Genomic DNA, 12,219 nt, shown 5'->3' with positions numbered 1-12,219 from the left:
ATCGCAGGATGAATGCGAAATAAATGCTAAGAAACGCTATACGGACAGGCTAAAATGCGCGCCCGGCTAACCGCTGATCCCTTTTCAATGCGCCCCACAAGGTTCGCTACGTGATCGAGTTTCAAAACGTCCATAAAACTTACCGCGTCGCCGGTAAGGATATTCCTGCCCTCCACGCCACCAGCCTGCGCGTCGAAAACGGCCAGGTGTTCGGCCTGATCGGCCACTCGGGTGCGGGTAAAAGTACGCTGCTGCGCCTGATTAACCGCCTGGAAGAACCCAGCGGCGGCCAGATCACGGTCGACGGCGAAGAAGTCACCGCCCTGGATGCCAACGGCCTGCGCCGTTTCCGTCAGCAGGTCGGGATGATCTTCCAGCACTTCAACCTGTTGGCATCCAAGACCGTGGCCGACAACGTGGCACTGCCGCTGACCCTGGCCGGCGAACTGTCGCGCAAGGACATCGACCTGCGCGTGGCCGAGTTGCTGGCCCGCGTCGGCCTGTCGGACCACGCCAAGAAATACCCGGCGCAGTTGTCCGGCGGCCAGAAGCAGCGCGTCGGCATCGCCCGCGCCCTGGCGACCAAGCCAAAGATTTTGCTGTGCGACGAAGCCACCAGCGCCCTCGACCCGCAGACCACCGCCTCGGTGCTGCAGCTGCTGGCCGAGATCAACCGTGAGCTGAAACTGACCATCGTGCTGATCACCCATGAAATGGACGTGATCCGTCGCGTGTGCGACCAGGTGGCCGTGATGGACGCCGGCGTGATCGTCGAGCAAGGCTCGGTGGCCGACGTGTTCCTGCACCCCAAGCACCCGACCACCAAACGCTTCGTGCAGGAAGCCGAGCAGGTCGACGAAGGCGAGCAGCGCGATGACTTCGCCCACGTACCGGGCCGTATCGTGCGCCTGACGTTCCAGGGCGAAGCGACCTACGCGCCGCTGCTGGGAACCGTCGCACGCGAAACGGGGGTGGACTACAGCATCCTTGCCGGTCGTATTGACCGCATCAAAGACATCCCCTACGGGCAACTGACCCTCGCCGTCACCGGCGGTGACATGCAGGCGGCCTTCGCCCGCTTCACTGCCGCAGACGTCCACATGGAGGTGCTGCGTTAATGGAAGTCCTGACGAGTTTCTTCGCCAATATCGACTGGTCCGAAATCTGGCTCGCTACCGGCGACACCATGATCATGCTGTTCGGCTCACTGTTGTTCACCGTGCTACTCGGCCTGCCGCTGGGTGTACTGCTGTTCCTGACCAGTCCGCGCCAGTTGTTCGAACAAAAAGGCCTGTACGCGCTGTTGTCACTGGTCGTCAACATCCTGCGTTCGTTGCCGTTCATCATCCTGCTGATCGTGATGATCCCGTTCACCGTGCTGATCACCGGCACCTCGCTGGGCGTGGCCGGTGCGATTCCGCCGCTCGTGGTCGGCGCAACCCCGTTCTTTGCGCGCCTGGTGGAAACCGCCCTGCGTGAAGTGGACCGCGGCATCATCGAAGCCACGCAGTCGATGGGCGCCACCACCCGCCAGATCATCACCAACGCACTGCTGCCAGAAGCCCGCCCTGGCATCTTCGCAGCGATTACCGTGACAGCGATTACACTGGTGTCCTACACCGCCATGGCCGGTGTCGTCGGCGCCGGCGGCCTGGGCGATCTGGCGATTCGTTTTGGTTACCAGCGTTTCCAGACCGATGTAATGGTGGTCACCGTGGTGATGCTGTTGATTCTGGTGCAAATTCTGCAAACCGTCGGCGACAGGCTGGTGGTGCACTTTTCTCGAAAATAACGGCCATTGCCGGCGCAAAGCCGGCAGATACCCGAACAAGGAGCTTGCTGGATGAAAAAACTACTGGTCGCTTTCGCCGCCGTTGCCGCGTTTTCCGCCCATGCCGAGACGATTACCGTCGCGGCGTCGCCGGTGCCGCACGCGCAAATCCTCGAATTCGTGAAGCCTGCACTGGCCAAAGAAGGCGTGGACCTGCAGGTCAAAGTCTTCACCGACTACGTCCAGCCCAACGTACAAGTGGCTGAAAAGCGCCTGGACGCCAACTTCTTCCAGCACCAGCCGTACCTGGATGAGTTCAACAAAGCCAAGGGCACTCATCTGGTGAGCGTCGGCGCGGTGCACCTGGAGCCGCTGGGCGCCTACTCCAGCAAGTACAAGAAGCTGGAAGACCTGCCGAACGGCGCCAACGTGGTCATCCCTAACGACGCCACCAACGGCGGCCGTGCGCTGCTGCTGCTGGCCAAGAACGGCCTGATCACCCTGAAGGACCCGACCAACATCCTGTCGACCATCAAGGACATCACCGTTAACAGCAAAAACCTGAAGTTCCGCGAACTGGAAGCCGCCACGCTGCCTCGCGTGCTGACCCAGGTCGACCTGGCCCTGATCAACACCAACTACGCCCTGGAAGCCAAGCTCGATCCTTCCAAGGATGCACTGGTGATCGAAGGCAGCGACTCGCCTTACGTGAACATTCTGGTCACCCGCGAAGACAACAAAGATTCTGACGCTGTGAAGAAGCTGGTGGCAGCCCTGCACACACCAGAAGTGAAGGCATTCATCGAAGAGAAGTACAAAGGCGCGATCAAGCCGGCGTTCTGATCTGACTGAAAATCAATGTGGGGGCAAGCCCGCCCCCACATTTTTTTGTCGCCGCTTATTTGCGCTGCAGCAACCCCGGCAACTGCGCCACCAGCTTCTGGTTGTTCAACGGCGCACGGATAAACCCACGCTGGGTGCCGTCCGGGCCGATCAGCGCGAGGTTGCCGCTGTGGTCGACGGTGTAGTTCGGCTTGCTGGTATCTGCCGGAATGAACGGGATACTCACCGCGTTCGAGACCTTTTGCACGTCCTCCACATTAGCGCCGGTGAGGCCTTCGAACTGCGGATCGAAATAGCCCAGGTACTGCTTGAGCTGGGTCGGCGTGTCACGGTTCGGGTCAACGCTGACCAGGATCACCTGCAACTTATCCACCGCCTCTTTGGGCAACTCACTCTTGATCTGGCGCAACTGGGCGAGGGTGGTAGGGCAGATGTCCGGGCAGAAGGTGTAGCCGAAGAACAGCAGGCTCCACTTACCCTTCAACTCATTGACCAGCACCGGCTGGCCGTCCTGATCCGTCATGGTCACCGCCGGCAGTTGGCGGCTCTGAGGCAGCAGGATAATGCCGGCGTCGATCAACGCGGCAGGGTCACCCTGGCCTTTGCCCGACAGCACTTTGTTAACGGTCAGGCCCATGATCAGCGCGACGATTGCCACCAGGATGAAGACGGTTTTTTGAGTTCGAGTCATAGGTTCAACAATAGGTAATGGTCTACGAGCAGGGCGATAAACAGCAGGAACAGGTACCAGATAGAGTACTTGAACGTGTTGATCGCCGCGTGCGGCCGACCGCCACGGTACAACACCCAGGCCCATTGCAGAAAGCGCCCGCCCAACAGCAGCGCACACGCCAGGTACAGTGGGCCGCTCATGTGGATCACATAGGGCATCAGGCTCACCGCCAACAGCGCAAAGGTATAGAGCAGGATATGCACCTTGGTGTAGTGCTCGCCGTGGGTGACCGGCAACATCGGGATGTCGGCTTTGGCGTACTCCTCTTTGCGATGAATAGCCAGGGCCCAGAAGTGCGGCGGGGTCCAGGCGAAGATGATCAGCACCAGCAACAGCGGCTCGGCGCTGATATGCCCGGTCACGGCGACCCAGCCCAAGAGCGGCGGTGCAGCACCGGCAAGCCCACCGATGACGATATTCTGCGGCGTCGCACGCTTGAGAAAGCCGGTGTAGATCACCGCATAACCGAGCAACGAAGCCAACGTCAGCCAGGCGGCCAACGGATTGGTGAATGCCAGTAACAGCGCCAATCCTGCAACAGCCAGAAACAAAGCAAAGGCCAATGCGGCCATGGGCGATACGCGACCTTGCGCCAACGGTCGCTTGTGGGTCCGCGCCATCACCGCATCGATGCGCCGGTCCACCACATGATTGACCACCGCCGCGCCGCCCGCGCACAGGGCGATACCCAGGTTGCCGAACACCAGCACCGTCCACGGCACCCCGGCGCGGGTCGCGAGAAACATGCCCACCAGCGAGGTGATGAGCATCAGCACCACCACTTTCGGCTTGGTCAGCTCCAAATAGTCACGCCAGATCGCCTGGCCGTGACGCGCGCCGATCAAGGTCGCCATGGCATCTCTCCTTTAAGCGTTACGAGGCCCGACACAGGTTTGCGCGGGCTGAAACGCCAACCGAACAGCCGTTGATGGCGCACCCGAACCAGGCTGGTGCGCGCGTGGTAATTGACCAATACCAGCGTCAGCAACAGCGCGGCACCGCCGGCGTTGTGAGCGACCGCCACCGGCAGCGGCAGACCGAACGCCACATTGCTCAGGCCCAGGCCGATTTGCACGAGCAGGGCGATCAGCAGCAGGCCAGCAAGCCGCGTCATGCCCACGGCGCGCAACTGCCAGGCCAGGCCCAACAGCACCAGGCTCACCAGCACCGCGCCAATGCGATGGGTCAGATGAATGGCCGTGCGCGCCTCGCTGTCGAGCTGGCCGCCCAGGTAGTTGGGGCCAATGTGCTGGGTCAAGTGAAAGCCATTGGCAAAATCCGCCGCCGGCCACCATTGGCCATGGCACGTTGGCAAGTCCACACAGGCCACCGCCGCATAGTTGGAACTGACCCAACCGCCGAGCGCAATCTGCCCGATCACCAGCACCAGTCCCGCCGTCGCCCAATATTGCAGACGCTTGGGCACAATCAACGCAGGCAGCACGCCGGACAGGCGCAAGGTCAGCAAAAGCAGGAGGCTCAACGTGGCAAAACCGCCCAACAAGTGTCCGGTCACCACCTGCGGCCACAGCTTTAACGTCACCGTCCACATACCGAAAGCGGCCTGGGCAAACACCACCGCCAGCAGAAACAACGGCAACTTCACCGGCTGCCCTGGATCACGCCGATGGCTCCACGCGCGCGCCGCCAGCAGCACGATCAGCAGGCCCAAGGTACCCGCGAAGTAACGGTGGGTCATCTCGGCCCAGCCCTTGTCAGCTTCCACCGGGGTGTCGGGGAAATGCAATTCGGCATGGGCCAGTTGCGCCTCGCTTTGCGGCACGCCTATAAAGCCGTAGCAACCCGGCCAATCCGGACAGCCGAGGCCCGCGTGGGTCAGGCGGGTGTAGGCGCCGAGCAGCACGACAATCAGCGCCAGCAAGGTGGCAAACAACGCGAGGCGAAATCCAGGTTTGGCCATGACGATGCCCTTATCCGATATTCGACAGTTTCAGCAGGTGGCGCAGGTCGTTGAGCAAGTCCTTGCCCTTGACCTTGGCGTCGTAGCGCAGCACCAGGTTGCCGTGGGGGTCAACGATCCACAGCTGCGCCTCGCCCGGTGCGGCGGCGTTCTTAGTGAAGGTCGAAGCATCCAGCGAATAACGCTGCAATTGGGGGTATTCGGTTTTCAACTTGGCCTCGTAGTCGGCGCCAACCGGCTGCGCACTGGCCAGGGCATGACTGGCCCGTGAAGCGTCGCGCCCCAAACCGATCTGCAACTGCCGCGCGAGGTACACCAGTTGCTGACAATCGGCCGCACACGCAGTGGGCGCGGTGACCAGCAACTGCCAGCGCTGCTCATCGGCCTGCACGCCAATATCGGCACGGGTCTGGCCGTTGCCGATCATTTCGCCATGGTAGCTGCGGCTGTCCGGCACCCAGAACTGCAGCTTGTACATAAACGTCGCCAGCACCATCGGGCCGATCACCATCAGCAGGATCAGCAGCAGTTGCCAGCGGCCTTTGCGCCGATCAGGCAGGTCAGACATGTTGAGTGGATTGGTGGCCGCTCCCATGGGGCTTCTCCTTTGTGTTGTGCCATCCGAGGTAGAGGTAAAGCGCGAGCAACGCCAGCGCCATGGCGAACCATTGCACGGCGTAGGCCTGGTGTTTTTCCGGGCCCATGGCGACCACCGGCCAGGTGGTGTCGTACGTACCGGGGCCGCCCTCGGCACGCAACTCGTAGGCAAAGCCGCTGCGGCCCAGCTCAGTCCATAAGGCGGCGGGGTGCACTGCGGTGAGTAAGCGCGGCCAGGGCGCATCGGCCGGGTCGGCATGCAGCTGGAAGGTCTCGCCGGGGGCGACGTACACCCAGGCGTCGAGGTTCAACGGCGGCTCAGGGGTGGTGAAGGCCGGCGGAATGCGGCGATCCGGCCAGGGCAGCCAGCCACGGTTAAGCAACAGCCACAGGCCGCTGGCCTGGTCATGAAAGGGTTGCAGCAACTCAACACCGGCCTTGCCGTCGCGCATGCGGTTGTCCAGCAGCACGCTGTGATCGACGTCGAACTGCCCGCGCAGATGCACGCGGCGAAACGCCGGATCCACCGTGCCATCGAGCTGCTCACTGCGCATCGGCGCGGCCGCGCGGCGTTCGGCATAGCTGTCGAGCATCACCTGCTTTTGATGCCCGCGCGACAGCTGCCAGAACCCCAAACCCACCATCAACGGCAGCAGCACCATCACCACCACGGTTGGCGCAATGCCGGGGCGAAACTGTTTTATGGCGCTGGCTATACTTGTTTTCATTGCCCGCCCCCTCCATAAAAGCCCAGGAGCCAGACCATGCTCAAAGCAGCCATTGCCCTGATGCTGATCGCGACTGTCGTGAGCCTGTTCAGTGGCTTGTTCTTTCTGGTCAAGGACGAGGGCCACTCCAATCGCCTCGTCACTGCCTTGACCGTACGTGTCGTACTGGCGGTGATCACCCTGGCGTTGATCAGCTGGGGTTTTTTCAGCGGCCAGTTGGTGTCTCACGCGCCGTGGTAATAACCCTCACAGCACGTACACGAAGAAAAACAACCCGATCCACACCACATCCACAAAGTGCCAATACCAACTGGCCGCCTCGAACCCGAACTGGTGCTCGGCATTGAAGTGCCCGCGCAGGATGCGCATCAGCATCACAAATAAAATGATCGTACCGATGGTCACGTGGGCGCCGTGGAAACCGGTGAGCATGAAAAAGGTTGCGCCGTATACACCGGAGCCCAGCGTGAGCCCCAGCTCTTTATAGGCATGGATGTACTCCTCGGCCTGAAACCCGAGAAACGCCAGGCCCAGCAGCACGGTGATCGCCAACCAGATCTTCAACGCACCGCGATGCCCCTTGCGCAATGCATGGTGGGCAATGGTGATGGTCACGCTGGAACTCACCAGCAGGATGGTATTGACCAGCGGCAAGCCCCACGGACTGATGGTGCCCTTGGGTGCCGGATAGAGTTTGGGGTCCGGATTGTTGAGCAATGGCCAGGCATATTCGAAGTTCGGCCACAGCATATGCGCGATGCCTTTGGGGCCTTCACCCGCCAGCCAGGGGCCCGACCAGGTACGCACATAAAACAGCGCACCAAAGAACGCGATAAAGAACATCACTTCAGAAAAGATGAACCAGGTCATGCCCCAGCGAAAGGAGCGGTCCATTTGTGAGCTGTACAAACCGGCTCGGCTTTCTTTGATCACCGCACCAAACCAGCCGAACATCATGTAGGCCAGCAACAACCCACCGACGAAAAAGATCCACGGTCCGTGGGATTCCGGGCGCGCGGCCTTCAGGTCGTTGAACCACAGCCCCAGGCCATACACAGTGATCAGCAGGCCAAACGTGGCAATTATTGGCCATTTGCTTTGCGCTGGTACGTAGTACGTATCATGAGTCGACATGTATTCGCTCTCCTGATTGAGCGGGCAAACAGTAGCTAGCCGCCAGAACGGGCAGCCACGGGCGGTTGGCGCGCAGTGATGTCAAACAGCGTGTACGCCAGGGTCAGATGCTTCACATCCTTGGGCATGTCCCGGTCGACGATGAAGCGCACCGGCATCTCAATACGCTCGCCTGGCTGCAACACTTGCTGGGTGAAGCAAAAACACTCGGTCTTGTGGAAGTACATCGCCGCCTCGGCCGGCGAAATGCTTGGCACGGCCTGGGCGGTCATCGGTTTATCGGTCGGGTTGTGGGCCACGAACAGCATCTCGGTCACCGCGCCAGGATTGACCACCACCTCGTCAGCCTTGGCATAAAAGTCCCAGACCATGTCGATGGCATTAGTGGACAAAAACTGCACGCGCACCTGGCGTGACGCATCCACCACCTGCGATCCCTCGTACTGCCCGGCGGTCTTGCCGTTGATGCCGAATGCCTTGCACATCACGTCATAGATCGGCACCAAGGCGAAGCCGAAAGCGAACATCGCCAGCACCAGGATCAGCAGGCGGGTGACCAGGCGCTTGAGCGGCACGGAGTCAGCCATGGCGATCACCCGAGACAGTGGCGGGAGCGGGCTTGGCGCCCCAGGCGTTCATTTGACCTCCGGCGGCGTGGTGAAGGTGTGGTACGGCGCAGGGGAAGGGACGCTCCACTCCAGGCCTTCAGCCCCATCCCATGGCTTGGCCGGGGCGGGTTGGCCGCCGCGGATGCACTTGATGACGATAAACAGGAAGAAGATCTGCGTAGCGCCAAACATAAACGCGCCAATCGACGAGACCATGTTGAAGTCCGCGAACTGCAGGTTGTAGTCGGGCACCCGCCGAGGCATGCCGGCCAAGCCGACGAAGTGCATGGGGAAGAACGCCATGTTCATGCCCACGAAAGACAGCCAGAAGTGCAGCTTGCCCAAGGTTTCGTCGTACATGTGACCGGTCCATTTCGGCAGCCAGTAGTAGGCCGATGCGAAGATGCCGAAGATCGCGCCGGGCACCAGTACGTAATGGAAGTGCGCCACCACAAAGTAGGTGTCGTGGTACTGGAAGTCCGCCGGGGCAATCGCCAGCATCAGCCCGGAAAAACCGCCGATGGTGAACAGAATCACAAAGGCCACCGCAAACAGCATCGGCGTTTCGAAGGTCAGCGAGCCCTGCCACATGGTGCTGACCCAGTTGAAGACCTTCACCCCCGTCGGCACGGCGATCAGCAGCGTGGCGTACATGAAGAACAGCTCACCTACCAGCGGGATACCGACCACGAACATGTGGTGCGCCCACACGATAAACGACAGGAACGCGATGCTCGCCGTGGCGTAAACCATCGAGGTGTAGCCGAACAGTGGCTTGCGCGAGAAGGTCGGGATGATCGAACTGACGGCGCCGAAGGCCGGCAGGATCATGATGTACACCTCCGGGTGACCAAAGAACCAGAACACATGCTGGAACAGCACCGGGTCACCGCCGCCTGCGGCACTGAAAAAGCTGGTGCCGAAGTGAATGTCCATCAGCATCATGGTCACGCAACCGGCCAATACGGGCATCACTGCGATCAGCAGGAACGCGGTGATCAGCCACGTCCACACGAACAGCGGCATTTTCATCAGGGTCATGCCGGGCGCACGCAGGTTGAGGATGGTCGCGACCACGTTGATCGCGCCCATGATCGAACTGATGCCCATCAAGTGGATGGCAAAGATAAAGAACGTCACGCTTTCCGGGGCGTATGTGGTGGACAGCGGCGCGTAGAAGGTCCAGCCGAAGTTCGGCCCGCCGCCCGGCGTGAACAGGGTCGAGACCAGCAGCAGGAACGCCGCCGGCAGCAGCCAGAAACTGAAGTTGTTCATGCGCGGCAGGGCCATATCGGGCGCGCCGATCATCAGCGGGATCATCCAGTTGGCCAGGCCGACAAACGCCGGCATCACCGCGCCGAACACCATGATCAACCCGTGCATGGTGGTCATCTGGTTGAAGAACGCCGGTTGCACGATCTGCAGACCGGGCTGGAACAGCTCGGCGCGGATCACCATGGCAAACGAACCGCCGAGCAGAAACATCGCGAACGCGAACCACAGGTACATCGTGCCGATGTCTTTGTGGTTGGTGGTCAGCACCCAGCGCATCAAACCCTTCGCGGGGCCGTGGGCATGGTCACTGGCGTGGCCATGGTCATCGATCACAGCGCTCATGGCCGTTCTCCTGCAAACGAATGGGCGGGGCGGGTCAGCGCATTGGCAATGAAGTGGCTCATTTGCTTTCCGCCTGCTTGATGGCCAACACGTCTTTAGGCGTGACCATGTCGCCTTTGTTGTTGCCCCACGCGTTGCGCTCGTAGGTCACCACGGCGGCGATATCCACCTCCGAGAGCTGCTTGCCGAACGCTGCCATCGCGGTGCCCGGCTTGCCGTGATAGACGATGCTCAAGTGATCGGCGGCAGGCCCGGTGGCGATTTTGGAGCCCTTGAGCGCCGGGAACATCGGCGGCAGCCCCTGGCCCTCGGCCTGGTGACAGGCCACGCAAGTGGTGTGGTAGACCTTGTCGCCACGGGCCACCAGCTCTTCAAGGGTCCACTCTTTGGACGTCAGCTCCTTGAGCTGGGCGGCCTGCGCCTTGCGCTCACCGAGCCAGGTGTCGTAATCGGCTTTGGACTTGACCTCGACCACGATGGGCATAAAGCCGTGGTCTTTGCCGCACAACTCGGCACATTGGCCACGGTAGATGCCGGGCTTCTCGACGCGGGTCCAGGCCTCGTTGACGAAACCAGGGATGGCGTCGCGCTTGACCGCGAAGGCCGGCACCCACCAGGAGTGGATTACGTCGGCGGCGGTGACCAGGAAGCGCACTTTGGCGCCCACCGGCAATACCAGCGGCTCATCCACTTCCAGCAGGTAGTGTTCGCCTTTGGTGGCCTGGTTATGGATCTGTTCGGCAGGCGTGGCCAGGTTGCTGAAAAACTCCACGTCCTGGCCCAGGTATTTGTAGTGCCATTTCCACTGGTAACCGGTGACCTGGATATCGATATCCGACTCACTGCTGTCGTAGATGTTGATCAAGGTCTTGGTCGCCGGAATCGCCATGGCGATCAGGATCAGCAACGGCACGATGGTCCAGAGGATTTCTACGGTGGTGCTCTCGTGGAACTTGGCGGCCACCTGGCCCGTGGAGCGTCGGTGCACCATCATCGACCAGAACATAGCGCCAAACACGATGATGCCGATCACCACACAGATCCAGAAAATGGTCATGTGCAGGTCGAACACAGCGTGACTGACTTCTGTCGCCCCTGGCGCCATATTCGTTGTCCAGGCGGCATGTGCCTGGCCGAATACCGACCACAACAGGAGGCCCATCCAAACGTGTGGATGTCGCATCATTGCGGGTTCCCCTTATCGTTCTTGTTATCCCGCCGGTTTGCACCTGCGTCGAAGGGAGCGGCTTCCATACTGCTTACAACCGCTTAGCCTTGCCTGCTTATGCAGTCTGGCGTCATCAGCTAATCGCGTACAAACCCGAGTATAGACACGCCTTGCAACCCCGCAATGTGTAGGGGCAAATGAGCTGAAAAGACCGGCGAGGACTAATGAAACAGGGTGCGGAATCGTTTTTCCGACGAACGATGGCAATTCGATATAACGCCCGCGCATAACCATGAAATAATTATGACAAATGCGTCTTAGCCGCTCGTATAAACGCGTTACCTTGATCTTTCCCTTTTCCTACGCCTGCACCATTGGAGCCTCCATGAACACCGCCGCATTGCGCGAGCAGATTTCCCGTGCCCATCAACACGAAGCCACAACGGGCCAGCTTGCCCAGCAATTGGAAAAACAATTGCCGCATCTGCATTCGGCCATTTCCCTGGCTGACGGTGACCGCAACATCGTGATGACCCGCTTTGTCAGCGCCTACATCGACCTAGTCCCGGATTTGCTCGACGCCGCCAATGACGTGGCGCGCGAAGCCGGGATCGAAAGCCAGGTCAAGCCGGTACTGAAAATTGCCGAGCACTTCTTCCTGCAACCGCCCGCGATTCTGGCGGGCCACGAAGGGCTCGACGGTTTGCTGGACGAGGCCTACCTGGCCCATCGTCTGGTGGAGGAAGTGAACGATCTGTATATCAAGCATTTCGGCCAGCCGTTGATTCCGGCGGATACCACCGTAGCCAATGTGATCGCTCACCAATTGATCGGTGAAGACTTCGCCAATCAGTTGGACGAGGCGGTGCATCTGGCCGTGGATGAGATGCTCAACGAGGAGAGCTTTGCGCTGGAGTCGGTCGAGACCTACCGCGAAACGCTAAAGAGCCCGAACACCGAAGCCGCGTGGAAGCGCTGGCCGTGCCTGTCGAGGAAGCTGGGGGTTGAGCTGGCGCTGGTTCAGCCGGCCTGAATCCTTGAACTGACGCGCAACACTGTGGGAGCCGGGCATGCCCGGCTCCCACACGATTAAGCGGGT

14 protein-coding genes are annotated in these 12,219 nt (G+C 60.7%); 5 read left to right on the top strand and 9 right to left on the bottom strand.

Going from position 1 to position 12,219, the window contains the following annotated elements:
* Positions 1 to 110 precede the first annotated feature (110 nt).
* The 3 genes from KZX66_RS21675 to KZX66_RS21665 are packed head-to-tail and all read left to right on the top strand — an operon-like array spanning position 111 to position 2,614.
* A complete protein-coding gene (locus KZX66_RS21675) occupies positions 111 to 1,118 on the top strand; it encodes a methionine ABC transporter ATP-binding protein (RefSeq protein WP_248083317.1) in 1,008 nt (335 codons plus the stop codon).
* Positions 1,118 to 1,792 carry a methionine ABC transporter permease gene (locus KZX66_RS21670; protein ID WP_248083316.1) on the top strand — a complete coding sequence of 225 codons (675 nt, stop codon included), beginning with the start codon at positions 1,118 to 1,120 and terminating at the stop codon, positions 1,790 to 1,792. Before KZX66_RS21675 ends, KZX66_RS21670 begins: the two co-directional genes overlap by 1 nt.
* A 51-nt stretch (positions 1,793 to 1,843) precedes the next feature.
* On the top strand, positions 1,844 to 2,614 hold the full coding sequence (locus KZX66_RS21665) for a MetQ/NlpA family ABC transporter substrate-binding protein (RefSeq protein WP_248083315.1): 771 nt from the start codon (positions 1,844 to 1,846) through the stop codon (positions 2,612 to 2,614).
* Between the two features lie 55 nt (positions 2,615 to 2,669).
* On the opposite strand, the gene KZX66_RS21660 is transcribed toward KZX66_RS21665, so the two are convergent.
* Genes KZX66_RS21660 through KZX66_RS21640 form a run of 5 tightly spaced genes read right to left on the bottom strand, consistent with a single transcriptional unit; the run spans position 2,670 to position 6,593 of the window.
* Entirely contained in the window at positions 2,670 to 3,305 is a 636-nt protein-coding gene (locus tag KZX66_RS21660; protein WP_248083314.1) for an SCO family protein, read from the bottom strand.
* Complete coding sequence (gene cyoE / locus KZX66_RS21655; protein WP_248083313.1) at positions 3,302 to 4,201, bottom strand: heme o synthase; 900 nt, start codon at positions 4,199 to 4,201, stop codon at positions 3,302 to 3,304. Before cyoE ends, KZX66_RS21660 begins: the two co-directional genes overlap by 4 nt.
* Complete coding sequence (locus KZX66_RS21650) at positions 4,189 to 5,268, bottom strand: COX15/CtaA family protein (RefSeq protein WP_248083312.1); 1,080 nt, start codon at positions 5,266 to 5,268, stop codon at positions 4,189 to 4,191. Before KZX66_RS21650 ends, cyoE begins: the two co-directional genes overlap by 13 nt.
* A 10-nt stretch (positions 5,269 to 5,278) precedes the next feature.
* Positions 5,279 to 5,863 (bottom strand): hypothetical protein, encoded by a 585-nt coding sequence (locus KZX66_RS21645; RefSeq protein WP_248083311.1) that lies wholly within the window; start codon positions 5,861 to 5,863, stop codon positions 5,279 to 5,281.
* The gene (locus tag KZX66_RS21640; RefSeq protein WP_248083310.1) at positions 5,829 to 6,593 is read right to left on the bottom strand and encodes an SURF1 family protein; all 765 of its coding nucleotides are present in this window, start codon (positions 6,591 to 6,593) and stop codon (positions 5,829 to 5,831) included. The genes KZX66_RS21645 and KZX66_RS21640 overlap by 35 nt, the downstream gene beginning before the upstream one ends.
* A 36-nt stretch (positions 6,594 to 6,629) precedes the next feature.
* On the opposite strand from KZX66_RS21640, the gene KZX66_RS21635 reads away from it, so the two are divergent.
* Positions 6,630 to 6,833: a twin transmembrane helix small protein gene (locus KZX66_RS21635; RefSeq protein WP_248083309.1), complete on the top strand. Its 204-nt coding sequence runs from the start codon at positions 6,630 to 6,632 to the stop codon at positions 6,831 to 6,833.
* 6 nt (positions 6,834 to 6,839) lie between these two features.
* Here KZX66_RS21635 and KZX66_RS21630 read toward each other — a convergent pair whose 3' ends face one another.
* From KZX66_RS21630 to coxB, 4 genes are read right to left on the bottom strand one after another with little or no spacing between them, the layout of a single operon-like run.
* Complete coding sequence (locus KZX66_RS21630; RefSeq protein WP_248083308.1) at positions 6,840 to 7,727, bottom strand: cytochrome c oxidase subunit 3; 888 nt, start codon at positions 7,725 to 7,727, stop codon at positions 6,840 to 6,842.
* A 35-nt stretch (positions 7,728 to 7,762) separates the two neighbouring features.
* Positions 7,763 to 8,314 (bottom strand): cytochrome c oxidase assembly protein, encoded by a 552-nt coding sequence (locus KZX66_RS21625; RefSeq protein WP_248083307.1) that lies wholly within the window; start codon positions 8,312 to 8,314, stop codon positions 7,763 to 7,765.
* A 48-nt stretch (positions 8,315 to 8,362) separates the two neighbouring features.
* Positions 8,363 to 9,952: a cytochrome c oxidase subunit I gene (gene ctaD / locus KZX66_RS21620; protein ID WP_248083306.1), complete on the bottom strand. Its 1,590-nt coding sequence runs from the start codon at positions 9,950 to 9,952 to the stop codon at positions 8,363 to 8,365.
* Between the two features lie 58 nt (positions 9,953 to 10,010).
* On the bottom strand, positions 10,011 to 11,138 hold the full coding sequence (gene coxB / locus KZX66_RS21615; RefSeq protein ID WP_248083305.1) for a cytochrome c oxidase subunit II: 1,128 nt from the start codon (positions 11,136 to 11,138) through the stop codon (positions 10,011 to 10,013).
* Between the two features lie 367 nt (positions 11,139 to 11,505).
* On the opposite strand from coxB, the gene KZX66_RS21610 reads away from it, so the two are divergent.
* Positions 11,506 to 12,153 (top strand): hypothetical protein, encoded by a 648-nt coding sequence (locus KZX66_RS21610; protein ID WP_248083304.1) that lies wholly within the window; start codon positions 11,506 to 11,508, stop codon positions 12,151 to 12,153.
* The last annotated feature ends 66 nt before the right edge of the window (positions 12,154 to 12,219 follow it).

This window comes from Pseudomonas sp. EYE_354, from assembly GCF_023148575.1.
GTDB lineage: Bacteria > Pseudomonadota > Gammaproteobacteria > Pseudomonadales > Pseudomonadaceae > Aquipseudomonas.
Note: the sequence above shows the minus strand (reverse complement) of the source record. Positions and strands in the feature narration are given on the sequence as shown.